The following is a 25114-nucleotide window of genomic DNA, read 5'->3' on the forward strand; positions in this document are numbered from 1 at the left end:
TCGGCTCAGGGCTGCGACCGCGCGACCGACGCGGCGGCCGAGTGATCGACATCCTCTTCCTCGTCGAGATGCGCGCCGAGCACCGCCATGGCCCGCGCCTGCACCGTGACGACCTCACCGGGCGCGATGGGGCCCCGGCGGTTGCCGCTCGCGCCCGTCTCGAGGATGAGATCCCAGCTCGGGCTCGCCCTCACGCGCGGCAGGTGGAAGTCGATGTCCTCGTCCCCTGCGTTGAACAGCACGAAGAAGTGCCGGTCGGTGATCGGGCGACCCCGTCCGTCGCGCTCGTCGATGCCGTCGCCGTTGAGGAACACGGCGATCGCCCGGCCGAAGCCCGACTCCCAGTCATCCGGCCGCATCTCGGTGCCGTCGGGCCGCAGCCAGGCGATGTCGGGAACGGGACCGCCCTCCTCACGGCTCACCGGCCGGCCGTCGAAGAAGCGGCTGCGGCGGAAGGTGGGATGCGCGCGCCGCAGCTTCGCGACCGTGGCGGTGAACTCGACCAGCGGGTGATCGGCCGATTCCCAGTCGATCCAGGTGAGCTGGTTGTCCTGGTTGTACGCATTGTTGTTGCCGCGCTGCGTGCGACCGAGCTCGTCGCCGTGCGAGATCATCGGCACGCCCTGGCTCAGCATCAGCGTCGCGATGAAGTTGCGCTGCTGGCGCGCCCGCAGCACGAGGATCGCGTCGTCGTCGGTCGGGCCCTCGACGCCGCAGTTCCACGACCGGTTGTCGTCGGTGCCGTCGCGGTTCTGCTCGCCGTTGGCCTCGTTGTGCTTCTCGTTGTACGAGACGAGGTCGCGCAGCGTGAACCCGTCGTGCGCGGTGACGAAGTTGATGGATGCGACGGGTTTGCGCCCCGAGGTGGCGTACAGATCGCTCGACCCGGTCAACCGCGAGGCGAACTCCCCCAGCGCCTGGGGTTCGCCGCGCCAGAAGTCGCGGACGGTGTCGCGGTACTGCCCGTTCCACTCGGTCCACAGCGGCGGGAAGTTCCCGACCTGGTAGCCGCCGGGCCCCACATCCCACGGCTCGGCGATGAGCTTGACCTGCGAGATCACCGGATCCTGCTGCACGATGTCGAAGAACGCCGACAGGCGGTCGACCTCGTAGAACTCCCGGGCGAGCGTCGACGCGAGATCGAACCGGAATCCGTCGACGTGCATCTCGAGCACCCAGTACCGCAGTGAGTCCATGATGAGCTGCAGCGTGTGCGGATGGGTGACGTTGAGACTGTTGCCGGTGCCGGTGTAGTCGGTGTACTTGCTCGGATCCTTCGCGTCGAGCCGGTAGTACGCGGCGTTGTCGATGCCGCGCATCGACAGGGTCGGGCCCTTCTCGCTGCCCTCCGCGGTGTGGTTGTAGACGACGTCGAGGATCACCTCGATGCCGGCGGCGTGCAGCGCCCGCACCATCGCCTTGAACTCCTGCACCTGCTGGCCGCGGTCGCCCGTCGATGCGTAGCCGTTGTGCGGCGCGAGGAACGCGATGGTGTTGTAGCCCCAGTAGTTCGAGCGGCCGTCGGCGGTCTGGTCGTTCGTGAACTGGTGCACCGGCATGAGCTCGATCGCCGTCACGCCGAGCTTCTGCAGGTGCGCGATGATCGCCGGGTGGGCGATGGCGCTGTACGTGCCGCGGATCTCTTCGGGGACGTCGGGATGCCGCTCGGTGAGGCCCTTCACGTGCGCCTCGTAGATCACGGTCTCGGAGTAGGGCGTACGCGGCGGGTTGTCGCCGTGCCAGTCGAAGTACGGATTGATGACGACGCACTTCATCGTCGAACCGGCGGAGTCGTCGTCGTTGCGCTGGGAGGGGTCGTCCAGGTCGAAGCCGAACAGCGGCTGCCCCAGCGTCGTGTGTCCCTCCACCGCCTTCGCGTAGGGGTCGATGAGGAGCTTCGCCGCGTTGAACCGCTTGCCCGATGCGGGGTCGTACTCGCCGTGGACGCGGTAGCCGTAGCGCTGACCGGGTGAGATCTGCGGCAGGTAGGCGTGCCAGACGTACGCGTCGACGTCGGTCAGCTCGACGCGGGTCTCGGTGCCCGCGTCGTCGAAGAGGCACAGCTCCACGCGCTCGGCGCCCTCGCTGAAGAGGGCGAAGTTCGTGCCGTTGCCGTCATACGTCGCCCCCAGCGGGTACGGCGTTCCAGGCCACGATTCCACAGGCATCCCTCTCTTCGACCCCGCCCAGACTACCGGGCACGGTGTGGCGCGCGGAGCCCGGGGACCCGCAGCCGGGGGTGCGGACCGGGTCAGCTGGCGCCCGCCGGCGGCGCGACGAGCAACTCGACGCGTTCGTTCAGATATCCGTCGAGGCGTGCCAGCCCGCCGGTACGGCTCCACCGGATGTGGGGCACCCCGTCCACCAGGCTGAGCGGCCCGGATGTCTCGCCGCGACCGAGTGCGGCGACATCCAGCACGGTCCAGCCGATGTGCACGACCTCGCCCTCGGCGAAGCCGCCGCGTCGCGCGGCGCCGGCGAGAGCCGCCCGTTCGCGCTGCGACTCGGCGGTGAACCCGCGTCGCACCTCCTCGCGCGCCCGCACGATCTCACCGGTGGCGAGCAGCTCGTCGTCGGTCAGCAGGAGGGCGCCGAGGTGCCAGGCGCTGCCGCGCGGCACGATCCGCGGCGCGCGTGCCAGTCCGAGCACTCGCCGCGGGACGACCAGCTCGCCGAGGCGCTCACGGCGCGCCCCCGCCAGGCGGCGGCGCGCGTCGTCCAGCAGCTCGGCCACGTCCACGCGGCCAGGGTATCGGCCCGGGGCGTGCAGAACGCCGCTCATCTGGGATGGATGGTCCCCACGACCCGCGTCTTTCCGGGGCGTTCCCGGCTCGCACGGCACGGATCGACGGAGTTCTGCACGCCCGCACCGCACGTCCAGGGGCGCATCCACGGTGTTTCCTCAGATGATGAGGATGCGCCCGTCGGCCGGGCCGCCGTCGAGGCTGCGCGGCGCGGGCGCCTCGAGCTGCCGCATGCCGCCGTGCAGTTCGCGGTGCAGCCGCTCCATGCGGTCGTCGAGCTGGGCGGCCGACTCCGCGGCCTCCTTCAGCTCGGCGAGCAGCTCGGCCGGAACCTGCTGCTGGTACTTGTAGTAGATCTTGTGCTCGAGGCTCGCCCAGAAGTCCATCGCGATCGTGCGGAACTGCACCTCGACCGGCACATCGACGGGGCCGGTCGACAGGAACACCGGCACATGCACGATGGCGTGGAGGCTCTTGTACCCGTTCGGCTTCGGCCGCGCGATGTAGTCCTTCACACGCCGGACGGAGATGTCGGCCTGCGCCGTCAGCAGGTCGAACAGCCGGTAGGCGTCGGCCGTGAAGCTCGTCGTGATGCGGATGCCGGCGATGTCGGTGATCTGCGACCGGATCGACTCGAAATCCGGGTCGATGCCCTTGCGCGCGACCTTCTCGACGATGCTGTCCGGCGACTTCACCCGGCTCGAGACGTGCTCGATCGGGTTGTAATCGTGCAGGTAGAGGAACTCGTCACGCAGGATGTCGATCTTCGTGGTGACCTCCTGCAGACCGAACCGGTACGGCAGGAGGAACCGCTGCAGATCATCCCGCATCGCCCGCATCTGCGCGGGCGACATCTCGATCGGCGTGTCGACGTCGGGGACCTCGGGAGCGACGGCGGGGGCGGCGATGTCCGGCTGGTCGAGCATGACGCCACCCTACGGACGGCGGCTGGGAATGGGGTCAGCAGAAGAGCCCGCTTCCTATGCATCGCCCGAGTGGCGAGAGACGGATGCGGCGGCCGCCGCCCGTGCGACCGATGCGAGACGGATGCCGCGGCCGCGTCGCGGCGATGCGGGACCGGATCGCGGGCACACCGGCCGGGCGGCTCACGCGTCGTCGTCGAGCTCGTCCGCCATGACGCGTTCGCCGCGGAGCGCCATCGCGATGAGCGGGAAGAGCAGCACCGACAGCATCCCGGCCCCCACGAGCACCGCCGCGGCGGCACTGGACAGGATGCCCTTGTCGACGCCGATCGCCGTCACGGCGACGATGATCGGCAGTCCGGTCGCGCCCATGAGCGCGATCGCGATGCGGTCACGCATCCGCGACCCTTCGGGCGCCGCCAGCAGCGACGGAAGGCCGCGGACGATGAGCAGCACGATCAGCGCGACGACGACCATCACGAGCAGGCGCGGGGCCTCGAGCAGCGAGCGCAGGTCGAAGGTCACGCCGGTGTAGATGAAGAAGATCGGCACGAGGAAGCCGAAGCCGACGGCCTCGATCTTGCTCTCGACCTCGTGCTGGTCGCCCTCGTCGGCGTCGCGGATGAGCAGCCGCCACACGATGCCGGCGGTGAACGCGCCCAGCAGCATGTCGATGTCGAGGAAGACGCTGAGCGCGACCAGTGCGGCGAGGAGCACGAGCACGACGCGCACGGCGAACTGCCCCGACGTGTGCAGCGTCGCGCTCACGAACCGGTGCAGCGCGCCCTGCGGCGCGGCGAACGCGTACCAGACAGCGCCTGCCGCGACGACGGCGAACGCGGCGAGCACGATCGTCGCGGCGCCCGGCGAGCGTCCGCCGAGGAACACCGAGATCGCGATGAGGGGGCCGAACTCGCCGACCGCGCCGAGCGCGCTGACGGCGCGTCCGAACGGAGTCGGCAGCTCACCGGCGTCGCGGAGGACGGGAAGCAGCGTGCCCAGGGCCGTCGACGCGAGCGCGATGCCGATGATGACGGCGCCCTCGCCGGGGCTCACGACGAAGCCGAGCGCGACGCCGGCGGCGAGGCTGATGAGCCAGCCCCAGATCGCGCCGCGTCCGGAGCGGCCGCGCAGTGCTCCGAGGTTCACCTCCGTGCCGGCGACGAAGAACAGCATCGCCAGGCCGAAGTCAGACAGCGTATGCACGAACTCCGACGGCTGCGCCCAGCCGAGCACCGAGGGCCCGATGAGGATGCCGAGCACGAGCTCGAACACGACGACGGGGATGGCCACCCACCGTCCGAGGGCACGTGCCGCGACCGGTGCCAGCACTGCCATCAGCGGAATCAACACGAGACTCGCGTTCACGCGATCAGGTTAGCGTCGGGTGTCGCCCGGGTGTGGGCGTCGCGGCCCGGATGTCGCCGCGCCCGTCGCGCCCGGATCACTCGGGCATGTCCCAGAAGTCACCGCTCCGGCCGGACGCGGAAGGCCGCTTCTGAGACGCGGAGCTGACCACGGCCGGCCTCGACGGGGACGCCGCGCGCCGACGGGCGTTCGCGGGCATGTCGCACACGACGCCGCCTCGGCACGATGCGGGCGGCGACGTGGGGGACGCGGACGGACGCGCCCCGATTTCGGCGCGGATCGATCCACCGCGCCCGTCAGTCGTCGACGGCGATGCCGAGGTGCTCCGCGAGCACCGTGGCCATCAGCACCGCCTGCGTGGAGCTGATGGTCGCGCCGCGCAGACCGTCCACGCCACCGATGGTCGCGACATCCAGCCCTCGCAGGTCGACGTTGCGCAGACGTGCGCTGCCGACCTGGAGTGTCCCGACGGCGCAGTCGACGAACGCGACGCGGTTGAGCTCGGCGTCGCCGAGGTCGAGTTCGTCGATCGTGCAGTCGGTGAAGCGGGCGTCCTTGATCCGCGCGGAGCGGAGGTTGACGAAGCCGAGCTTGCTGCGGCTGACGGCGAGCGACTGGATCTCGCTGTCGTAGAGCTCCATCGATCCCATCCGCGACTGGTCGATCTCGGCGTCGCGGAACGCCGCACGCGCCGCATCGAACGCGGGTGCCGTCATCCGCTCGATGCGCGTCTCGATGAACCGCGCGGCCTTGAACCGGGTCTCGTGCGCGTTCAGCCCGACGAGCGCGCACTCGGTGAACGTCACGCCGGAGAGGTCGGCGCCGGAGACGTCGGCGTCGGCGAAGCGGGTCGCCTCGTACATCGCGTGCGCGGTCAGCCGCGCGGGGTCGCCGTCGGCGAGGTCGTCGAGCCGCAGCGGGTGGATGGTCGGCGGCTGGGCGATCTTCATGGCGCTCCTGACTGTCTCGACGAGTCTGCCCGATCCGGCGGCGGATGCAGCATCCCGCGCTGCGACCCCGGGCCGCCCCGCCGCCCCCTGTCGACCGCCCGGGCCGCCCCGCCGCATGGCCATCGCCGCCGCGTACGCTCGAGTCATGTACGTCCCCCACTTCAACCGCATCGACGACGTCGGCGCCGCGCGCGCGTTCGTGGCCGCCGCATCCGTCGGCACTCTTGTGACGGCCGGCACGGACGGCGTTCCCGATGCCACGCTGCTGCCGATCCTGTGGGAGGGCGACCGTGTGATCGCGCATTTCGCGCGCGCGAACGAGCACTGGAAGCGCATCGCCGACGGCGCACCGGGCGTGGTCGTCGTGTATGGGCCCGAGGCCTATGTCACTCCCTCGTGGTACGCGGCCAAGGCCGAGCACGGCAAGGTCGTGCCGACGTGGAACTACTCCGCCGTGCAGCTGCGCGGTTCTGTGACGGTGCACGAGGATGCCGCATGGCTGGAGCAGGCCGTCACGGCGCTGACCGACCGGCACGAGGCGGGGCGGACGCATCCGTGGGCCGTCACCGACGCGCCCGAGAAGTATGTCCGCGGGCAGCTGCGGGCGATCGTCGGCGTCGAGCTCGCTGTGCAGGAGGTCGATGCGAAGGCGAAGTGGAGCCAGAACCGGTCGGACGCCGACCGTGCGGGCGTCGTCGCCGGCTACGAAGCCGAGGGGCGCCCCGTCCCGGCCGCGCACGTGCGCGACGGCGCGCTCTGACGGCTGGGCGCGCGGCGCGCGCCGCGGAGCCGGCCGCCCACGCTCCGATCGGCGTGCGGTCCCCGGGTGCGCAGTGCGGAGCCGTCCGTCCACGCTCCGATCCGCGCGACCTCCGGGGCGCAGCCGCCGGTGGGCCGGCCTGGGGCGGCAGTTTCCCGCTGATGCGCGTGCCTTTTCCTGGCGCATCAGCGGGAAACTGCAGCGCCGAAACGAATCCTGGCGCTCGAGCAGGATGCTGCAGCATTGGCCAGAATGCTGCAGCATCGTGGCGGCGCGGGGCTGGCGCCGGGCGGGCGGCGGGCCGGGGCGGGGCGGGCCGCGCCGGGCCGGGGCGGGGCGGGGCGCGCTGGGCCGGGCGGGCCGGGGCGCGCTGGGCCGGGCGGGCCGGGGGCGGGTTCCGGCCGCTCGTCTCGCAGACGACGCCACCCGCATCGGCCGCACACACGACGCGTTACCGGACGGGCGGCACCAGCTCGATCGGGTTCCACCGGCCGGGATGGTCGAGGGCGGCGTACCGCACATCGGCGCCGTCCGCTCCGACGGACGCCGTGCACACCAGCAGCGACTGCGTCGGATAGCCGAGCGGCCGGTTGTCGCGGATGATCGCCCGCTCGTCGTGCGGGTCGAGCGCGGCGCTCCGCGCGAGAACGTCCAGCCACTCCGCGGCCCAGTCGTCGCGGGCGGTGGATGCCTCGGCGAACGCGTCGTGCCAGGCGACGATGCGCGCCGTGCGCGGGTCGTCGAGGTCGTGGTGGGCGATCATGTGCGTCCCCGGCGGCACGACGTCGTCGGTGAGCCGTTCGCCGTCCCACGTCACGACGCGCACGATCCCGGGCGCCGCCTCGACGAGGTTGAACCCCGGCACCGCGACGGAGGGCTGCGGCTCCCGCCCCTCGATCGTGTCGAGCACGATCCGTCCCCGCGAGATCGGGGTGACGCCGGCCGGGACGTCGGGGCTGTGCCGGTTCAGCAGCACGGCGACGCGGCGGGCCGACGCATCCGCCGCCAGCCATGCGCCGCCCGCACGCACGTCCCGTACGCCGACCACGCCCGGATGATCGGGCCACCGCTCGCCGAGCGACTCCCAAGGGCGCTCGGGGTCCTCGTCGCGCACAGCGAGCATCCGCACCGGCTCGGCGGCGTTCTCCGGGACCCGGACGATCACCGTGCACATGCCGCGCCGCCCGACGGTCGTGGGAGGATCGACCCATGTTCGTGGTCGTAGGGGTCACCGGCGGCATCGCCGCGTACAAGACCGTGCAGCTCGTGCGGCTGCTCGTGAAGGCGGGTCACGAGGTGCACGTCATCCCGACCGCCGACGCGCTGCGCTTCGTCGGGCTGCCGACGTGGGAGGCGATCAGCCGCCACCCGGTCACCACCTCGGTGCACGAGGACGTGCCGGAGGTGCGCCACGTGGCGCTCGGCCGCCAGGCCGATCTCGTGATCGTCGCACCCGCCACTGCTGACTCCCTCGCGAAGATGGCCGCCGGCCTCGCCGGCGACCTGCTCGGCACCACCCTACTTGCCACCGCGGCGCCGGTCGTCGTCGCGCCGGCGATGCACACCGAGATGTGGCAGCATCCCGCGACCCAGGCGAACATCGCGACCCTGACCGCGCGCGGCGTGCACATCGTGGGCCCGGCCGACGGCGAACTCACCGGCGGCGACTCCGGGCCGGGCCGCATGGTGGAGCCCGAGGAGATCTTCGAGCGCGCCCTCGCCGTGCTGCTCCCGCACGACCTCGCCGGACTGCGCGTCGCGGTGTCGGCCGGCGGGACCCGCGAGCCGATCGACCCGGTGCGGTACCTCGGCAACCGGTCGAGCGGACGGCAGGGCGTCGCGCTGGCGCGGGCCGCCGCCGCGCGCGGAGCGGCCGTGACCCTCGTCGCGGCGCACGTCGATGACGTCGTGCTCGGCGACGTCGCGGGGATCCACGTCGTGCGCGTCGGCACGGCGGCCGAGCTGAAGGACGCGATGACGGATGCGTCGGCCGCCGCCGACGTCGTCGTCATGGCCGCGGCGGTCGCCGACTACCGGCCGTCCGACCGATCGGACCTCAAGCTGCGCAAGGAGGACGCGGACGGCCCGACCCGCACGCTCGCACTCGTCGAGACCGACGACGTGTTGGCGGGGCTCGTGGAGGGCCGCCGCGCGAGCGAGACGATCGTGGGGTTCGCCGCGGAGACGGCTGTCGACCGCGACGAACTGCTCGAGCGGGGCCGGCGCAAGATCGCACGCAAGGGCTGCGACCTGCTGGTGGTGAACGAGGTGGGATGGACCACCGGTTTCGAAGCCGGCGAGAACGCCGTGGTGGTGCTCGGGCCCGACGGGACCGCGGTGGCCGAGGCATCTGGAACCAAGCGCGAGGTCGCCGACGCGATCTGGGACGCCGTGCTCGCCGTGCGCCCCACCGCCTGACGCGGGCGTATCAACCGCAGCTCGCGCCCCCTCCTCGCCGTAGGGAGGTTCCCATGGACGCCGACTACTGCCCCAAGAACATCGTCGTGTGCCTCGACGGCACGAGCAACGAGCTCGATCACCATCCGACGAACGCCGCGAAGGTGTTCATGATGCTCGATCTCGACGATCCCAAAGCGCAGATCGCCTACTACGACCCCGGCGTGGGCACGCTGCCGTCCGCCACTGCGCGCGGCGCGATCGAGCGCCGGCTGTCGCAGCTGTGCGGACTCGCCTTCGGGTTCGGGATGCGTGCCAAGGTCAGTCGCGCGTACGGCTGGCTCGTGGAGCACTACCGGCCGGGCGACCGCGTGTTCATCTTCGGCTTCAGCCGCGGCGCCTACACGGCCCGGGCGCTCGCCGCCCTGCTGGCGCGGCCGGGACTGCTGCGCTCGGGTTCCGAGCACCTCGTCGACTACGCCGTCGCGCAGTACGTCAAGCCGGGCGGCACGCGCGCGGCCATCGCGAAGCGCGCCCGCGAGGCGAAGGCGTTCGCCGACGCCCTCTGCTGGGGTACCGCGGGCGAACCGGTGTCGGCCGCGACGGGCGGCTTCGCCGCATCCGTGCCCGACGAGCTCGTGAAGGACGTCCACGCCATCCCCGTCGAATATCTCGGCATCTGGGACACCGTCGAGGCATGGTTCGGCGGGCTCGGCAGCCTGGACTGGCCCGACACCTGCTCGCTGTGGAACGTCGTACGCGGCCGCCATGCCGTGTCGATCGACGAGGCTCGTCGGCCCTTCCGGTACCTGCCCGTCGACCGCCGCCCCGAGCTCGAGGAGGCGTGGTTCCCCGGTGTGCACTGCGATGTCGGCGGCACGTTCGAGAACCACGAGCTCGCGACGATCGCGCTGAAGTGGGTGTTCGACGGCGTGTACGACCGGCTCCGGCTGCGGGATGCCCAGGCCGCCGCTACCTACAAGCGGTACTGCGGCGTGGAGAAGGAGTATGCGCGGAGGGCTCCTGCGCACGCGAACTCGTGGGCGTGGAACCTGCTGCTGCCGCTGCGCCGGCGGATCCCCGACGACGCGATGCTGCACTCCTCCGTGCAGGAACGGCGGCTGGCGCATCCCGAGTATCTCCCGCAGCTCGCACGCGCGGGCGCGCCGGATCGCTGGACCGATCCGCAGTGGTGGGAGCCGCGACTCGCCGTGCCGGTGACGGATGTCGCGACCCAGCCGGCTGCACACGCTGCGCACGCTGCGCCGCCGCCGGTCAGGGTGGGCAGGCCGGCGCCGGCGCCCACTCGCCCGCTCGCGATGGCCGGCGCCCGCGGCTGACCCGCGATGGGCGCCGGGGCGGAGCCGGCTTGACGGGAAGGGGGACCGGCCCTTCGACTCGGCCGTGCTGCGCGCGGCCTCGCTCAGGGACCTGACGTTTCACTCGGTCGTGCTGCGCGCAGCCTCGCTCAGGGACCTCAGCTGGAGACGAGCTCGCGCAGGCGGAGCGCGTCGCGCACGGCCGCTCCCCCGATGTCGTTGTTGAAGTACGCGACCACGCTGTGCCCGCTCGAGCGCCACTGCGCGATCCGCGCCGCCCACTCCTGCAGCTCCGCCTCCGAGTACGAGCCCACGTAGAGCCGCTGCGGATCCGGTCCGTGGAAGCGCAGGTACACGGCATCCGTCGTCGCACGCGGCACGCACGGCATCCCCGCACCGCTCATGACGCAGTACGTGGTGCCGTGTCGCTCGAGGAGCCGGAACACCTCGTCGTCGTTCCAGGACGGATGCCGCAGCTCGACGGCCGCGCGCACCTGCGAGGGCACCACCCGCAGGAGGGCGTCGAGCCGCTCGTCGTCGCGTTCCACCTGCGCGGCGAGCTGGAAGAGCAGGAACCCGGCCTTCTCGCCGAGCGCGGCCATCCCGTCGGCGAGGCGCGGCATCCACACGTCGGGATCGCGCAGGCGCCGGGCGTGCGTCAACCCGCGTGGCGCCTTCACGGTGAACAGGAAGTCGGCGGGCACCCGGGTGCGCCACCCGGCGAACGTCTCGGCGCGGGGCCAGTGGTAGAAGCTCGTGTTCAGCTCCACGGTGTCGAACGCGGCGGCGTAGGCCTCGAGCCGGCGCCCGGGCGGGGTGCCGCGCGGGTACAGCACCTCGCGCCAGTGGTCGTAGCTCCACCCCGAGGTCCCGACCCGGACGTCGGGCGTCATCGGGCGCGACGCGCCAGCCATCGCGTCAGTCGGCCCGGAAGCCGGTCACCTTGTGGGTCCCGTCGCAGTACGGCTTGATGGTCGACATCCCGCACCGGCACAGGGCGACGGTCCGCCGGTGACGCGGCACGGGCTCCCCGGCGTCGTCGACGATCTCGAACGGTCCGCGCACGAGGAGCGGCCCATCCGGGCACGGCGTGATGGTCGTCGTCTGCTGCGTCATGCCGCCGCCTCCGGGATGCGCAGCGAGCTCGCGTCGGCCGCCCAGCGGTCGAGCATGTGCGCGCCGATCGCGCCGTCGAGCGCGAGACACGCGGCGGCACCGAACATGATGTCGGGGACGAGCTCCGGCCGCTGCTCGGCGAGCGACCCCGCGAGGTCGCGCCCGGCGATCTGCTCATGCACGGCGTCGGCTTCGACGTGCTCGTCGAAGTAGTCGAGCACATCGTCGCCGTAGCCCAGGCGACGCATCCCCTCGCCGTACAGGCGGTTCGGGATGGACGACGTCATCTCGAACGCGGCGAGGTGCCCGACGATGGCGCCGACGAGCCTGCCGTTGAGGCCGAACATCGACATCGCGTTGAACGACGCCAGCGTCACGGCTGGGATCTCGTCGAGGTAGCGGCCGTAGCCGTCGTCGAGGCCGGCGCCCCGCATGGCCTTCGCGGACACCGTGGCGTGCACGCGGTCGGGCCGGCCGCCGCCGTACTCGTCGGACTGGATCTCGACGAGAGCCGCCTTCGGCGCGCCGGTCAGTCGCGGGATCGCCCACGAGTGCGGGTCGGCCTCGCGCAGCGTGTACACCGAGCGGTGGATGAGGAACTCGCGCACGTTCTCCTTCGTCGCCTTCTTCGCGATGAAGCGTGAGAGGCTCGGCCCGGTGTCGGCCGAGGTCAGCTCGAACAGGGCGTCCGCGACCAGGTCGCGGCGGGGCTCGGGAACCGCCACGGCGGCGGTGCGTGTGCGGAGCGCCGATTCCACCGCGCTCTCGAGCACGCGGCGCACGGCGACCAGTCCCGGGTCCCACTCGCGGTCGGGCGCGATGCCGGGGAACAGTCGGTACGAGGCGGCGTACAGGCAGAAGAGCGCGAGCTGGATGTCGTCGTCGACGAGGGGGTCGTCGGCCTCGAGACACACCCGCTGCGCGAGCGCCAGCGCGTCGACGTCGGGTGATGGGCCGGCCGGTGGGGTGAGCACGGCGGCGCTGAGCGGTCCGCGGGGATGGAACGGGATGTCGACACCGACGGGAGCGGCGAAGGCAGTGGTCACGATTCCTCCAGGTGTGGACGTCGTCCCACCCTGCCGGGGTCGTCGGGAATGCGCCGCAGGGTTGACTCCCGCGACCCCGAGCGGTAGACCGCCGCAGGGCGCAGGGCGCCCGGCGAGTTCGCGGCGCAGCGGATGCGCCGACCCCGGTACAACACGCCGCCGCGCACACGGGCCCCGATGGCGATCCACACCGCGACCGCGCGTTCGGCGAGCCAGACGGGTGCCCAGAGGGGGTCGGATGCGGCGAAGTGGGCGCCGCCTCCCGCCTGCCGCCGTCCTGCCGCGGCGAGGGCGACGGCCGTCGCGGCGAGCCCGGCGAGGAGGCGCGCACGGCCCGTGACGATGAGCCCCGCCACGATCGGCAGGAGCGCCGCTTCGCCGACGAGGCGCACCGGCTGGGCGAAGTCGTCGTACGCCTGGCGCACGCGCTGGCCGACGAAGCCGCGCACGGAGCCCGGCCGGCGAGGCACGACGACGTCGCGGGCGACGACGACTCGACCGCCGCGGGCGCGGACCGTCCGCTCCAGCTCGAGGTTCTCGAACAGCACGCTGGTGTCGTACCCTCCGCCGCGCAGGGCCGCGCGGCGGAGGGCGACGGTTCCTCCGTAGTCCCCGCCGAGGGCGCGGTTGAGCAGGATGCGCCCGGTGTCCCATCGGGCATGCCACGGTGCGGGACGGAACACGTTCTGCGGCCGGACGAAGTCGGCGTCGCCGAGCCGGTCGAGCACCGCGACGAGGAGGGCTCTGTCGTACCGGATGTCGTCGTCGGCGATCACGATCCGGTCGTGGCGGGCGAGGCGGATGCCGGTGAGCGCGCCGCGGGCCTTGCCGTTGGTGCCTGCCACCGCGGGCCGGACGTGCCGGACGGTCGTCCACGCGGCGTGGTGGACCGCGAAGACCCCCTCGGCCGATCCGTCGACGACGGTCACGTCGATCCATGCGCTCAACCGGCGGAGGTAGTCGGTCAGCTCGGCGAGCCCGCCGTCGCTCTCCCAGCGCAGCGGCAGCACGTACTCCGCGTCGAGTCGCCCCGCCTGCCGCTCCATCGCGTCAGTGTGGTGCCGGCCGGCGCCCCGCAGGAGGGACTTGTCTTCGACCCCGGTGAGCGGTAGGTCGACGTCTCGGCGCCGTCCTCCGCCGCCCCCGGCCCGGAACGCACATCGGCGTCCCTGGACCGTTCACCTGTCGCAAATCGACCTTCCCGCCGGCTGAGAAGGTCGATTTGCGACAGGCGAACAGTCCGGCCGCGCTCGCGCGGCCCCTTCGTCGCGGCCGCGCGGATCGCCGTCAGGATTCAGGGGCCGACGCGAGCGTCTCAGGGCGGAAGCCGTATCCGACGAGGCGGGCGGCGATCGGCCGGACGCGGGGCAGCATCACCCGCATCACGCTGCGCTGCAGGAGCGTCGGCGGGTGATCGACGAGGCGGGCGACGCGGCCGGTCCCGAGCAGCCGGTGTGCGGCGCGCTGGATGGCCTGCATCCGCGCCGTCGGCCGGGCCCGGCGGTCCTGCACGGCCTCGCATGCGCGATCGATCACATCCGGCCCGGCCTGCAGCGCCGGAACCAGCACGCGCGCGGCGGCCACCGCATCCTGCACCGCATAGTTGATGCCCACCCCGAACACGGGTGACATCGCATGTGCGGCATCGCCGATGCACAGCGCACCGGGCCGCCACCAGCGGTCGAGCCGGTCGATCTTCACGGCCAGCAGCTTCACATCGTCGAACGAGGCGATCTCGCCGATCACGTCGCGCAACCGCGGCACCACGTCGACGACCCGGTCGCGGAACGCCCCGATCCCGGCGGCTCGGATCTCGTCATGCGAGCCCTTGGGGATGAGCAGCGCGCACTGCAGGTAACCCGGGCGCGGAATGGTGACGACGAGGCCGGAGGCGTTCGCCCATCCGAGCGTGTCGGGAAGCGGCTGTTCGGGCCGGGGCACCCGGAACCACAGCACATCGGTGTCGACGGGCGTCTCGTGCGGCGCGAGGCCGAGCGCGCGCCGGATCGTGGAGTCGCGGCCGTCGGCGGCGACCGTCAGGGCAGCCTCGATCGTCGACTCCCCCTCTGTGCTGCGCACGCGCACGCCCCGCACCCTCCCGTCGCGCTCGATGACGTCGACGGCTTCGGTGCCCATCCGCAGGTGGAAGGACGGATGCGTCGCCGCGGCGTCGGCGAGCAGGTCGAGCAGATCCCACTGCGGCATGAGCGTCACGAAGCGGTTCGGCGGCGGCAGGGTCGAGAAGTCGATGAGGTGGATGCGGATGCCGTTCAGCACGACGTCGAGCGTGCGCAGCGGCGTGTGCTCGATCGCGTCGAACTGTTCGCGCAGGCCCAGGTCGTCGATGAGGTTCAGGGTCGAGGGATGCACCGTGTCGCCGCGGAAGTCGCGGAAGAAGTCGTCGTGCTTCTCGAGCACCGTGACGTCGATCCCCGCGCGGGCGAGCAGCAGCCCGAGCATGATCCCGGCCGGTCCGCCCCCGGCGATGCAGACGTCAGTGTGCACGCTCGCAGACTACGCCCCCGGGCCGCCGCGAGGGCGCGAGTTGCCCCGCCGTTCCGCGAGTTGCCCCACGGTTCGCCGAGTTGCCCCGCCGTTCCCCGGCTTGCCCCACGGTTCGCCGAGTTGCCCCACGGTTCGCCGAGTTGCCCCACGGTTTACCGAGTTTGCCCCCCCATTCCGCGCGCGGTTCCGCCTCTCAGACGCCGGTCGCGATGAACAGCCGGCCGGAGCCGGTCGCGCGCACCTCGGCGGGCTCGTCGATGAGGAGGATGCCGCCGCGCGAGGCCGAGGCATCCGTGTCGTCGACCGACAGCGTGAACGACCCCTCCACGACGAGCGCGATGGCGGCCGACGCCGTGCGCACCGTGGCGTCCTCCGTGATGAGCAGCAGCTCGAAGCCGACGCCCTCGCCGCTCGGCACCGAGGCAGGCCGGTACGAGACCGCGCCGTCACCGGCCGCGACGGGCACGAGGCGCGACGGCGGGCCCGACGTGAAGTCGAGAACCGACTGCAGCTCCGCTCGATCCACGTGCTTGGGGGTCAGACCCCCGCGCAGCACGTTGTCGCTCGGCCCCATCAACTCGACGCCGGTGCCGCGCAGGTAGGCGTGGATGTTCCCGGCCGGGAGCCACAGCGCCTCCCCGGCGGCGAGCGTGACGTGGTTGAGCATCTGCGCCACGAGGATTCCGGGGTCGCCGGGATACTCGCGGGAGAGCCGGTCGACGAGCTCGAACCGCCGCGGATGCGTCTGGGCCGTCGCGCTCGCGACCGCGACGGCCGCGTCGACCTCGGCGCCGCCGTCCAGCAGCCACGTGAACGCCTCGCGCACGCCCTCGGCGCTCCGCTCCCGCCACGGCTGCAGCGCGTCCCCGTCGTCGGATGCCGCGGCCAGCGCGTCGATGAGCGCCACCGTCTCGGCCTCGGTCCGGAATCCGCACAGCGCCTCGAACCCGTCGTCGACCGCGACGATGAGTTCCGGCTTCGCGTTCGCGTCCTTGTAGTTGCGCTCGCGCGCCGTCAACGGGACGCCGGCGGCCTCCTCACGTGCGAAGCCCTCGGCCGCCTGCTGAGGAGTGGGATGCGCCTGCAGCGACAGCGGGGACGACGCCGCCAGCAGCTTCAGCAGGAACGGCAGCGCGGTGCCCGCCTGCGCCTCCCATTCGGCGAGGTCACGCCATCCGTCCGGCTCTGCGTCCACCCGGGAACTGGGTGACAGCGGATGCGCACCCAGCCACAACTCGGCCTCCGGCCCGCCGGTGGCCGGCCATCCGAGCGCGCGCGACACGCCGTCGACGGTGCCCCACGCGTAGTCACGGGGAGTGTTGGTGAGCGGGATGAGAGCCGTCATCGCGTCCTTTCGGGTCGGCTCCAGCGTAGGCGTTCGGTCGTCGGATGCGACGAGACGGATGCGTCGGCGCACCGAACAGGGAACGCTACCCGAGGTACGCGTCCAGCGGCTGCAGTACGGGCTGGCTGCGCTCGTCGGCGACAGCAGCCGCGCCGACGGCGCACGCGGCGCGCAGGGCGCGCTCCTCGTCGATGCCGCGCAGCAGTCCGACGGTCAGCGCCGCGGCGAACGCATCCCCCGCCCCCACGGTGCTCACGACCGATGTCGGCGTCGACGGCGCGGCCGCGACGCGCGTGCCGCGCCGCAGCAAGACGGCGCCGTCCGCGCCCAGCGTCAGCGCGACGAGCGGCGCGGTCGCCAGCCGCGGCAGCGCGGCGTACTCGCCCTCGTTCACGATGAACAGGCCGACGCGGTCCCAGAGCACGCCGCTCAGCTCGCGCGCCGGTGAGACGTTGAGGGCGAACAGCCCCGTGCTCGTGCGCGCGATGTGGTCGACGACGTCGGGGGCCACCTCGAGCTGCGCGAGCACCGGCACGGCCGGGTCACGATCGAATCGGGCGGCGTCGATGCGCGCGTTGGCACCGGGACACACGACGATGGAGTTCTCGCCCGCGGCGTCCACCACGATCAGCGCCGTGCCCGTTGCGTCGTCGACGACCTGCACCGCCGAGGCATCGACACCGGCGGCCGACAGCGCGTCGAGCATCTGCCGCCCCGCCGCGTCGTCGCCGACCGCGCCGAGCATGTGCACCGCGGCTCCCAGTCGGGCTGCCGCAGCGGCCTGGTTCGCGCCCTTCCCGCCCGGCTGATGGATCAGGATGCCGTCGGCCACGGTCTCGCCGAGCGCCGGTGCCCGCTGCACCCGCGCGACGACGTCCTGATTGATCGCGCCGAGGACGTCGAGTCGCACGCTCACGCGCGCGCTTCCTTCACGCGGGGCGCGACGATCACGTTCACTCCGCGCTTGCGGAGCCGCTCGACGTGCCCCTTGTCGGTGTCCGCGTCGACGATGACGGCGTCGAAGTCGCTGAGCGGCAGCATCGCGTGCAGCGCGCGCTTGTCGAACTTCGTGTGGTCGGCGAGCAGGATGCGTGTGCCGGCGGCCTCGAACATCGCCCGCTTCACGTCGACCGTCTCCAGCGTCTGATGGAACGCGATGTCGTCGGTGATCGCCGATGTCGACATCACGAGCACGTCGGCCCGCAGCGATGCGAACGCCTCGACCGCCATGCGCCCCATGAAGGCCGAGCACCAGTTGTAGAACTGCCCGCCGACCGACAGGAGCGTGATCCCGCGCGCGCCCTTGAGCTCGTCCATGATCGTGAGCGTGTTCGTGATGACGGTCAGCGGCGTCTTGGTGTGCAGCAGCGGCACGAGATGCAGGGTCGTCGTCGAGTCGTCGAGGATGATGGCCTGACCGGGCTCGATGAGCTCGAGTGCCGCGCGGGCGAGAGCGTCCTTCTCGGCGAGCTGACGGCTCGATCGGTAGACGTCGCTCGATTCCACGAGGGCCGTCGACATGGCGGTCGCGACGCCCCGGTCCTTGCGCAGCAGTCCGCGGCCTTCGAGCTCGTCGAGGTCGCGGTGCACGGTCATCACGCTGATGTTGAAGCGATCGGCGAGCTGCTCGATCCTGACGGCGCCCTCAGCCATCACTGCCTCGGTGATCGCCCGCTGCCGCGCCTGCTGGCGACTCTGCCGCGACGCCTGGGGGGTCGTCGGTGCGCTCACGTCGATCCTCTCGGTCTTGCGATTACAGTAGCGCCGCGGCCTCGTCGATCACGCGTTCGAAGTCTTTCGGGTCGTGGGCGAAGCGCCCGAGGAACAGGCCGTCGACCGTTCCGTCGAGTTCGGCGAGCACCCCGGGCTGGGCGCTTCCGCCATAGATGACGGATGCGTCGGCGACGCGCCCATCGCGCGCCACTGCGTCACGAAGCGTGCCGGCGACCGTGGCGACGTGGTCGGCCGGGGCCGGGTGCTCGGCGCCGATCGCCCACACCGGCTCGTACGCGACGATGAGCTCGTCGACCGTGGCATCGTCGGACAGCCCGTGCATCGCCGCCTGGAACTGTGCCACGCAGTCGTCGGCGGCATTCTCCACGCTGTCGCCCTCCCCGACGCACAGCACCGGAACAAGGCCGTTGCGCACCGCCGCGGCGAACTTGCGGCGCACGATCTCGTCGCCCTCGCCGAAGACGGACCGACGCTCGGCGTGCCCGATCTCCACGAATGTGCAGCCCGCGCGGCGCAGATCGGCGCCGCTGACGCCGCCCGTGTACGGGCCCCGGTCCTCCCAGAAGAGGTCCTGGGCCCCCACCCCCACGCCGCTGCCGGCCAGGGCCTCGCGCGTCCCCTCCAGCGCGGGCAGCGACGGGAGGGCGAACAGCCGCACATCGCCGGCGCGCACGGCCGCATGCCGTGCGGCGATCGCCGCGACGGCCTGCGCCCACCGCACGGTGTGCGGGATGTCGAGGTACAGCTTGAGGCTGACGCCGAGAGTGAGAGCGGGGCGTCGGCCCATCAGGATTGATTCCCGACCGGCGGCTCGTCGCTCTGCGCCTGCTCGTACTCCTCGAGCACGGCGACTTTCGCCGCCGACGCCGACGCCGTGTCGAACTCGTAGCCGAGCCACTCCCGCGCCAGGCGCCGTGCGAGCTCGAGCCCCACGACACGCTGCCCGAACGTGAGGACCTGGGCGTTGTTGCTCAGCACGCTGCGCTCCACGCTGAAACTGTCGTGCGCCGTCACCGCGCGGATGCCGGGCACCTTGTTGGCCGCGATCGCGACCCCGAGCCCCGTGCCGCAGACCAGCAGCGCGCGGTCGGCCTCCCCCGCCGCGACCTTCTCGGCCGCGGCGATGCCCACTGTCGGGTACGGGGTGTGCGACTCGGCGTCGACGCCCACATCGATGACCTCCGCGACGCGCGGGTCGTTCTGCAGGTCTGCCTTGAGCGCCTCCTTGTACTGGAAGCCGGCATCGTCGGATCCCACCACCACACGCCAGGTGCGAGTCATCTCAGTTCTCCTTCTCTTCGTTTCCTCCGCGGTCGCGATGACCGCTGCGCTCGCCCGCGGCCTGGGCGAGCGCGGCGCCGACCGCGGTCATCGCGTGGGCGAGCGAGACGGCCCCCGGATCGGGGGTGCCCAGGCTCTTGTGCATGTGCGGGCGCGCTCGGCCCATGCGCGGCAGCAGCTCGGCGGTGGCGTTCGCCGCCGACGTCGCGGCCCGTGCCGCGTCGGTCCATGCCGCCGCGAGGTCGTCGCCTGCCTCCACACGCGCCGCCAGCCGCTCCGCGAACGGCACCAGCGCGTCCACGAGCGTCTTGTCGCCGGTCTCGGCCCTGCCGAAGCGCTGCACCGCCTCGCGGGCCGCGCTCACCGCCGCCGCGACTGCCCGCGGGTCCGGGGCATCGTCGTCGCCGATGCGTTCTCCGGCGGCGCGCAGGCCTGCACCCCACAGTGCTCCCGAGGTTCCCCCCGCCTTGTCGGCCCAGGCGTCGCCGGCCACGGCGAGGACCGTGCCGGCCCCGGCGCCCGCACGGACGGCCGCCGCGGCGGCGTCGTCCGCGGCCCGGGCGCCTCGCTGCATCCCGATGCCGTGGTCGCCGTCGCCGGCGACGGCATCCAGGCGTCCGAGCTCGTCGACTTCCCGGTCGATGACGGCGCGGATTGCGGAGAGCGCAGCGGCTGCGGTCGCCCCCGCGGCGGCGGCACCCGGCCCGGCCGGCCCGATGCCGCCGGAATCCGACGCCTCGTCCTCCACAGGCCGGGCCGGGGCCGAGACCTCCCGGGCGCCCTTGCGGTAGGCGGGCGTGTAGGCGGCGGCGCGCCACGCCTGCTCGAGGTCGTCGTCGAGCCAGACGAGGGTGAGCGAGGCGCCGGCCATCTCGAAGCTCGTCGCGTACTCCCCGACCTCCGGGTCGATGATCCGCAGCCCTGCGTGCTCGAGAGCGGCGGCGACTGCGGCGTAGAGCACGAACAGCTCCTCGTTCTTCACGGCGCCGAGGCCATTGACGATCACCCCGACGCGGTCATCGGCGCCTTCGGGCGTCTCGGCGAGCAGCCGCTCCACGAGGAGCTGTGCGAGGTCGGCGGCGGGCATGAGCGGGATGGTCTCGAGACCGGGCTCGCCGTGGATTCCCATCCCCACTGCCATCTGGCCCGCGGGCACGGTGAACAACGGCTCCGAGGCGCCCGGCAGGGTGCAGCCCGAGAACGCGACGCCGATCGATCGGGTGCGGTCGTTGGCGCGGCTCGCGAACCGGGCGACCTCCTCGAGGGTGCGGCCCTGCTCGGCTGCCCATCCGGCCGCCTTGAAGACCACGAGATCACCGGCGATGCCGCGGCGCTTCTCGCGCTCGTCCGCCGCAGCGCTGCAGATGTCGTCGGTGACCCGAACCGTCTGGCATGGGATGCCCTCGGCGCGCAGCCGCTCCTGGGCCTGGTCGAAATTCAGGGCGTCGCCGGCATAGTTCCCGTAGCTGAACAGCACTCCGGCCTCCGTGGCCACCGCCTTCGCCACGCCGTGCACCTGCTGTGCGCTCGGCGAAGCGAAGACGTTGCCCATCGCCGCCGCGTGCGCGATTCCGGGTCCGACGAGTCCGGCGAACGCCGGGTAATGCCCCGACCCACCGCCGATGACAACCGCCACCTCGCCGGCGGGTGTCGCCGCGGCCCGGGCGACTCCGCCGCGCACCCGGCGCACGAGTCCGGAGTGCGCCGCGACGAAGCCGTCGGCGGATTCGTCGGCGAAGGATGCCGGGTCGTTCAGAACGTAGCTCATGGTGTCCTCGTCGGAAGCGGAAGAACGTGAGGGTCCCGGGGCGGGTGCGCACCCGCCCCGGGTGGCCGAACGGGAGCGAACGGCCGTCAGAGGGTTGTTCAGCCCGAGTAGGTGAACGGACCGGTCATCTTGTCGACGTTGTCCTTCGTGATGAGGATGCAGTCGAAGGACTGCTTCTCCTGCGCGGGCTTCTTGCCCGTGCGGATGTACTCGTCGAGCTGCTGCACAGCCTTCTGCGCGAACGTGGCGACCGGCTGCAGCACGGTGTAGGCGAGCTCCCCCGCCTTGATGGCGTCGATCGCGTCGGGCGAGCCGTCGAAGCCGCCCACGACGATGCCGTTCGCCGTGCCGTCGACCGACAGCTTCTTGCCGGCTTGCTTGATCGCGGCGATCGCGCCGAGCGCCATCTCGTCGTTGCCCGAGATCACGGCGTTGATGCCCGGGTGCGCCTGAAGAATGGACTGCATCTTCTGCTGACCCTGCGCGCGGTCCCAGTTGGCGGTCTGCTGCGCGACCTTCTTCCAGTCGGGATACTGCGAGATCACCGTCTTGTAGCCGTTCGAGCGCGTCGCGGCGTTGTTGTCCGACGGCAGGCCGAACAGCTCGGCGTACTGGCCCTTGGTGCCGGCGACCTTGATCCACTGCTGAGCTCCGAGCGCCGCGCCCTGCGCGTTGTTCGACACCAGCTGAGCGAGAGCGACGCCCTGCTGGTTGATCTCGGCGTTCACGAGGAACACGGGGATCTTCTTGTCCATGGCGCGCTTGATGTTCCCGATCGATCCGTCGGCGTTGGCCGGGTCGAGGATGATGCCGGCGGCGTGCTTGGCGATCGCCGTGTCGATGATCGTCGACTCCGTGTTCACGTCACCCTTGGAGGCCGCGACCGAGGCCGTGTAGCCGAGCTTCTCGGCCTCGGCCTGGGCGACGTTCCCTTCGGTGAGCCAGTACGGGTTGGACGGATCGTTGACGACGATCTGGATGAAGCCGCCGGCCTTGCCGCCCGAGCTTGCCGACTCGGAGGGCGAGCCCGAGCTCGAGCCCGAGCAGCCGCTCAGTGCGAGCGCGGCGGCGGCGCCGAGCGCCAGCGCCGCGACGATCTTCTTGCGGGACATGTCGTTCCTTCTCTCTTCGGTGAGGGTGCCTGCCGAGCAGGTCAGGCGTTCTTGGTGATGGCAGGTTCGTTGTCGGATGCCGCTGCCGGCGTGGCGCCGGGCGGTGCCGCGGAGCCGGTCGGACCGGCGGTGTTCTGCCCGGTCTTGCGTGCCCTGCGGGAGCGCAGCTGGATGCCGTTCAGCAGCACTGCCAGCACGATCACGGCGCCGGTGAACACCGTCTGCACGTAGGCCGAGATGCCGACGATCGTGAGCCCCGCGGCGAGGAAGCCGATGACGAACGCGCCCAGCAGAGTGCCGCGCACGTTGCCGGTGCCGCCGGCCAGTGACGCTCCGCCGATCACGACGGCGGCGATCGCGGTGAGCTCGTACGATGTGCCCTGGGTGGGGCCGGCGCTGGTCAGCTCGCTGGTGAGGATGACCCCGGCGATCGCCGCGCACACCCCGGCGATGACGTACGCCCGCACGCTGACCTTGCGCACCGGCACGCCGCTCAGCTCGGCGGCGCGGCGGTTGCCGCCCTGCGCGTACAGCCAGCGGCCGTAGACGGTGCGGCTCAGCAGCAGGCTTGCGGCGATGCTGATGACGACCATGATCCAGACGCCGACGGGGATGCCGAGGATCGAGTTGAATCCGAGCCAGGAGAAGCCCGTGTTGCCCAGCTCCGGCTTTCCGCCGAGATTGTTGACGGTCAGGCCGTTCGTGGTGAGCTGCGCGATGCCGCGCACGACGTACATCGTGCCGAGGGTCGCGACGAAGGGAGCGACGTTCAACCGGGCGACGAGCACGCCGTTCAGCAGCCCGACGAGTGCGCCGGTGGCGACGGCGAGCACGACGACGACCCACACCGGCGGGTACAGGATGACGCCGCCGACCGGGAAGCCCTGCAGCGCGAGACCGGCGACCATCCCGGAGAGTCCCAGCGTCGATCCGACGGACAGATCGATGCCCCCGTCCATGATGACGACCAGCATCCCGATCGCGAGGATCGCGTACACCGAGACCTGCTGGCACATCACGATGATGTTGGACAGGGTCGGGAACGCCGCCGGAGCCAGGAACGAGAACACCGCGAAGATCACGAGGAGCGCCAGGAAGGCCCGCGCCTCGAGGAGGACGGCGCCGACCGTGAGGCCCTCGAAGGGGCGGCGCCTGCGGGAGAGTAGTGCTTCAGCCATGTGGATTCCTTTGCCCGGGGCCCTCAGGCCTCGACGACCGCTTCGCCGGAGGCGGCCATGATCTGTTCCTTGGTGACGGTGGGGTCGAATTCCGCGACGATGCGGCCGCGCGCCATCACGACGATGCGGTGCGCGATGCTCAGGCACTCGCCCACTTCGCTCGTGGAGTAGACGACGGCGAGGCCGCTGCTCGCGCGCTGCGCGACGAGCCTGAAGACCTCGGCCTTGGCTCCGACGTCGATCCCCCGGGTGGGCTCGTCGAGGAGCAGGACCTTCGGACCGGTGGAGATGATCTTCCCGATCACGACCTTCTGCTGGTTGCCTCCCGACAGCGAGCCGATCAGGGCGCCACCGCCATCCGTCTTCACGTGCACATCCCGGATGGCGTCATCCACGTGCTCCCTCTCCCGCGCACGCGAGACGAACAGGCCCTTCACGAAGGTGCTGACAGCGGCGAGCGAGATGTTGCGGCCGACGCTCATCGTCTGCACGAGACCGTCGCGCTGCCGGTCTTCCGGCACGAGGCCGATCCCCGAGGCGAGCCGGTCGCGCAGGCTGAGGTGGGTGATCTCGCCCTTGCGCATCCGGATGCGGCCGTCGGCCAGCGGTCGCCGGCCGGCGACTGCCTCGAGAAGCTCCGTGCGGCCCGCGCCCATGAGGCCGTAGATGCAGACGATCTCGCCCTCCTGCACCTGCAGGGAGAGCCGATCGACGAGCATGCGGCTGGGCTCCTTGGGGTCAGCGACGCTCACCTCGTCGATGTCGAGTGCGACCGGGCCGAACGCGTAGCCGGTGGGCGGCGTGCCGAGGTCGAAGTGCTCGCCCACCATGTGGCGCACGATCCATTCCAGATCGATGTCGGCGGCAGGGGCTTTGGCCGTCATGGTGCCGTCGCGCAGGACGACGGCCTGATCGGTGACCTGCAGCGCCTCCTCCAGGTGGTGCGAGATGTAGACGATCGCGACGCCCTTCGCGGTGAGGTCCTCGATCACCTGGAACAGGATCTCCACCTCGTTCGCCGAGAGCGCCGACGTCGGCTCGTCCATGATCAGCACGCGGGAGTCCGCGAGAAGCGCCCGCGCGATCTCGACGAGCTGCTGCTCCCCGAGCCGCAGCTCCGAGACCTGCACGTGCGGATCGATCTTCAGTCCGAGCCCCGCGAGCACCTCGCGACTGCGGCGCTCCTGCTCGCGGAAGTCCACCGTGACACCTCGCCGCAGCTCACGGCCCATGTAGAGGTTGTCGCGGACCGAGATGTTCGGCGAGAGGCTGAGCTCCTGGTGGATGATCGAGATCCCGTGATCCCGCGCGTCGTTGGTGTCGGCGAAGACGACCTCCTCACCGTCGAGCAGGATCGTCCCCTCCGTCGGCTGCTCCACGCCCGACAGGATCTTCATGAGGGTCGACTTCCCGGCGCCGTTCTCGCCGAACAGGGTCGTCACCGTCCCGGGGTACACGTCGAAGTCCACACCCTTCAGTGCCCTGATCCCGCCGTAGGTCTTCACGATGTGGCGCGCCGAGAGCAGCGGCGTGCCGAGCTCGGAGGGCGTCGGATGCGTCGCGGTCAT

The 25114-nt window shown here is 71.7% G+C and carries 23 protein-coding genes; 3 read left to right on the forward strand and 20 right to left on the reverse strand.

Features of this window, described 5'->3' with window-relative positions:
* Positions 1-5: 5 nt before the first annotated feature.
* The 5 genes from glgX to AC3RX1_RS02790 all read right to left on the reverse strand — a co-directional run bounded on the left by glgX (position 6) and on the right by AC3RX1_RS02790 (position 5985).
* Positions 6-2162: a glycogen debranching protein GlgX gene (gene glgX, locus AC3RX1_RS02770; protein ID WP_491499715.1), complete on the reverse strand. Its 2157-nt coding sequence runs from the start codon at positions 2160-2162 to the stop codon at positions 6-8.
* 89 nt (positions 2163-2251) lie between these two features.
* Complete coding sequence (locus AC3RX1_RS02775; RefSeq protein WP_491499716.1) at positions 2252-2740, reverse strand: glutaminase; 489 nt, start codon at positions 2738-2740, stop codon at positions 2252-2254.
* A gap of 162 nt (positions 2741-2902) precedes the next feature.
* The gene (locus AC3RX1_RS02780) at positions 2903-3598 is read right to left on the reverse strand and encodes a GTP pyrophosphokinase (RefSeq protein WP_491500083.1); all 696 of its coding nucleotides are present in this window, start codon (positions 3596-3598) and stop codon (positions 2903-2905) included.
* A 252-nt stretch (positions 3599-3850) separates the two neighbouring features.
* Complete coding sequence (locus AC3RX1_RS02785) at positions 3851-5035, reverse strand: cation:proton antiporter (protein ID WP_491499717.1); 1185 nt, start codon at positions 5033-5035, stop codon at positions 3851-3853.
* Positions 5036-5331: 296 nt separating this feature from the next.
* On the reverse strand, positions 5332-5985 hold the full coding sequence (locus AC3RX1_RS02790) for a pentapeptide repeat-containing protein (protein WP_491499718.1): 654 nt from the start codon (positions 5983-5985) through the stop codon (positions 5332-5334).
* A 145-nt stretch (positions 5986-6130) separates the two neighbouring features.
* On the opposite strand from AC3RX1_RS02790, the gene AC3RX1_RS02795 reads away from it, so the two are divergent.
* The gene (locus tag AC3RX1_RS02795; protein WP_491499719.1) at positions 6131-6745 is read left to right on the forward strand and encodes an FMN-binding negative transcriptional regulator; all 615 of its coding nucleotides are present in this window, start codon (positions 6131-6133) and stop codon (positions 6743-6745) included.
* 451 nt (positions 6746-7196) lie between these two features.
* Here the strand turns inward: AC3RX1_RS02795 and AC3RX1_RS02800 are convergent, their stop codons facing one another.
* The gene (locus AC3RX1_RS02800) at positions 7197-7919 is read right to left on the reverse strand and encodes an NRDE family protein (RefSeq protein WP_491499720.1); all 723 of its coding nucleotides are present in this window, start codon (positions 7917-7919) and stop codon (positions 7197-7199) included.
* A gap of 35 nt (positions 7920-7954) precedes the next feature.
* Between AC3RX1_RS02800 and coaBC the strand changes: the two genes are divergently transcribed.
* The gene (gene coaBC, locus AC3RX1_RS02805) at positions 7955-9163 is read left to right on the forward strand and encodes a bifunctional phosphopantothenoylcysteine decarboxylase/phosphopantothenate--cysteine ligase CoaBC (RefSeq protein ID WP_491499721.1); all 1209 of its coding nucleotides are present in this window, start codon (positions 7955-7957) and stop codon (positions 9161-9163) included.
* A gap of 53 nt (positions 9164-9216) precedes the next feature.
* A complete protein-coding gene (locus AC3RX1_RS02810; RefSeq protein ID WP_491499722.1) occupies positions 9217-10482 on the forward strand; it encodes a phospholipase effector Tle1 domain-containing protein in 1266 nt (421 codons plus the stop codon).
* 137 nt (positions 10483-10619) lie between these two features.
* Here the strand turns inward: AC3RX1_RS02810 and AC3RX1_RS02815 are convergent, their stop codons facing one another.
* The 14 genes from AC3RX1_RS02815 to AC3RX1_RS02880 all read right to left on the reverse strand — a co-directional run bounded on the left by AC3RX1_RS02815 (position 10620) and on the right by AC3RX1_RS02880 (position 25114).
* Entirely contained in the window at positions 10620-11375 is a 756-nt protein-coding gene (locus AC3RX1_RS02815; protein WP_491499723.1) for a DUF72 domain-containing protein, read from the reverse strand.
* Positions 11376-11379: 4 nt separating this feature from the next.
* On the reverse strand, positions 11380-11577 hold the full coding sequence (locus AC3RX1_RS02820; protein WP_491499724.1) for a CDGSH iron-sulfur domain-containing protein: 198 nt from the start codon (positions 11575-11577) through the stop codon (positions 11380-11382).
* On the reverse strand, positions 11574-12623 hold the full coding sequence (locus tag AC3RX1_RS02825; RefSeq protein ID WP_491499725.1) for an iron-containing redox enzyme family protein: 1050 nt from the start codon (positions 12621-12623) through the stop codon (positions 11574-11576). Before AC3RX1_RS02825 ends, AC3RX1_RS02820 begins: the two co-directional genes overlap by 4 nt.
* Entirely contained in the window at positions 12620-13669 is a 1050-nt protein-coding gene (locus AC3RX1_RS02830; RefSeq protein WP_491499726.1) for a glycosyltransferase family 2 protein, read from the reverse strand. Before AC3RX1_RS02830 ends, AC3RX1_RS02825 begins: the two co-directional genes overlap by 4 nt.
* A gap of 241 nt (positions 13670-13910) precedes the next feature.
* Positions 13911-15128: an FAD-dependent oxidoreductase gene (locus AC3RX1_RS02835; RefSeq protein WP_491499727.1), complete on the reverse strand. Its 1218-nt coding sequence runs from the start codon at positions 15126-15128 to the stop codon at positions 13911-13913.
* A 193-nt stretch (positions 15129-15321) separates the two neighbouring features.
* Positions 15322-16473, reverse strand: a complete 1152-nt coding sequence (gene manA / locus AC3RX1_RS02840) for a mannose-6-phosphate isomerase, class I (RefSeq protein ID WP_491499728.1) — start codon at positions 16471-16473, stop codon at positions 15322-15324.
* Between the two features lie 85 nt (positions 16474-16558).
* Positions 16559-17389 carry a PfkB family carbohydrate kinase gene (locus tag AC3RX1_RS02845; protein WP_491499729.1) on the reverse strand — a complete coding sequence of 277 codons (831 nt, stop codon included), beginning with the start codon at positions 17387-17389 and terminating at the stop codon, positions 16559-16561.
* The gene (locus AC3RX1_RS02850) at positions 17386-18204 is read right to left on the reverse strand and encodes a DeoR/GlpR family DNA-binding transcription regulator (protein ID WP_491499730.1); all 819 of its coding nucleotides are present in this window, start codon (positions 18202-18204) and stop codon (positions 17386-17388) included. The genes AC3RX1_RS02845 and AC3RX1_RS02850 overlap by 4 nt, the downstream gene beginning before the upstream one ends.
* A gap of 22 nt (positions 18205-18226) precedes the next feature.
* On the reverse strand, positions 18227-18994 hold the full coding sequence (locus AC3RX1_RS02855) for a triose-phosphate isomerase family protein (RefSeq protein ID WP_491499731.1): 768 nt from the start codon (positions 18992-18994) through the stop codon (positions 18227-18229).
* Positions 18994-19488, reverse strand: coding sequence for a ribose-5-phosphate isomerase (locus tag AC3RX1_RS02860; RefSeq protein ID WP_491499732.1), 495 nt, complete (start codon positions 19486-19488; stop codon positions 18994-18996). Before AC3RX1_RS02860 ends, AC3RX1_RS02855 begins: the two co-directional genes overlap by 1 nt.
* A gap of 1 nt (position 19489) precedes the next feature.
* Positions 19490-21256: a dihydroxyacetone kinase family protein gene (locus AC3RX1_RS02865; protein WP_491499733.1), complete on the reverse strand. Its 1767-nt coding sequence runs from the start codon at positions 21254-21256 to the stop codon at positions 19490-19492.
* A 98-nt stretch (positions 21257-21354) separates the two neighbouring features.
* Positions 21355-22368: a D-ribose ABC transporter substrate-binding protein gene (locus AC3RX1_RS02870; protein WP_491499734.1), complete on the reverse strand. Its 1014-nt coding sequence runs from the start codon at positions 22366-22368 to the stop codon at positions 21355-21357.
* Positions 22369-22409: 41 nt separating this feature from the next.
* Positions 22410-23546 carry an ABC transporter permease gene (locus AC3RX1_RS02875; RefSeq protein ID WP_491499735.1) on the reverse strand — a complete coding sequence of 379 codons (1137 nt, stop codon included), beginning with the start codon at positions 23544-23546 and terminating at the stop codon, positions 22410-22412.
* A 23-nt stretch (positions 23547-23569) separates the two neighbouring features.
* Positions 23570-25114 carry a sugar ABC transporter ATP-binding protein gene (locus AC3RX1_RS02880; RefSeq protein WP_491499736.1) on the reverse strand — a complete coding sequence of 515 codons (1545 nt, stop codon included), beginning with the start codon at positions 25112-25114 and terminating at the stop codon, positions 23570-23572.

This window comes from Microbacterium altimontanum (assembly GCF_058349865.2).

Coding starts and splice junctions, on each gene's coding strand:
- AC3RX1_RS02780 (WP_491500083.1), bottom strand. CDS start 3,598: ATGTCGCCCGCGCAGATGCGGGCGATGCGGGATGATCTGCAGCGGTTC.
- AC3RX1_RS02790 (WP_491499718.1), bottom strand. CDS start 5,985: ATGAAGATCGCCCAGCCGCCGACCATCCACCCGCTGCGGCTCGACGAC.
- AC3RX1_RS02795 (WP_491499719.1), top strand. CDS start 6,131: ATGTACGTCCCCCACTTCAACCGCATCGACGACGTCGGCGCCGCGCGC.
- AC3RX1_RS02800 (WP_491499720.1), bottom strand. CDS start 7,919: ATGTGCACGGTGATCGTCCGGGTCCCGGAGAACGCCGCCGAGCCGGTG.
- coaBC (WP_491499721.1), top strand. CDS start 7,955: ATGTTCGTGGTCGTAGGGGTCACCGGCGGCATCGCCGCGTACAAGACC.
- AC3RX1_RS02810 (WP_491499722.1), top strand. CDS start 9,217: ATGGACGCCGACTACTGCCCCAAGAACATCGTCGTGTGCCTCGACGGC.
- AC3RX1_RS02815 (WP_491499723.1), bottom strand. CDS start 11,375: ATGGCTGGCGCGTCGCGCCCGATGACGCCCGACGTCCGGGTCGGGACC.
- AC3RX1_RS02820 (WP_491499724.1), bottom strand. CDS start 11,577: ATGACGCAGCAGACGACGACCATCACGCCGTGCCCGGATGGGCCGCTC.
- AC3RX1_RS02830 (WP_491499726.1), bottom strand. CDS start 13,669: ATGGAGCGGCAGGCGGGGCGACTCGACGCGGAGTACGTGCTGCCGCTG.
- manA (WP_491499728.1), bottom strand. CDS start 16,473: ATGACGGCTCTCATCCCGCTCACCAACACTCCCCGTGACTACGCGTGG.
- AC3RX1_RS02855 (WP_491499731.1), bottom strand. CDS start 18,994: ATGGGCCGACGCCCCGCTCTCACTCTCGGCGTCAGCCTCAAGCTGTAC.
- AC3RX1_RS02860 (WP_491499732.1), bottom strand. CDS start 19,488: ATGACTCGCACCTGGCGTGTGGTGGTGGGATCCGACGATGCCGGCTTC.
- AC3RX1_RS02865 (WP_491499733.1), bottom strand. CDS start 21,256: ATGAGCTACGTTCTGAACGACCCGGCATCCTTCGCCGACGAATCCGCC.
- AC3RX1_RS02870 (WP_491499734.1), bottom strand. CDS start 22,368: ATGTCCCGCAAGAAGATCGTCGCGGCGCTGGCGCTCGGCGCCGCCGCC.
- AC3RX1_RS02875 (WP_491499735.1), bottom strand. CDS start 23,546: ATGGCTGAAGCACTACTCTCCCGCAGGCGCCGCCCCTTCGAGGGCCTC.
- AC3RX1_RS02880 (WP_491499736.1), bottom strand. CDS start 25,114: ATGACCGCGACGCATCCGACGCCCTCCGAGCTCGGCACGCCGCTGCTC.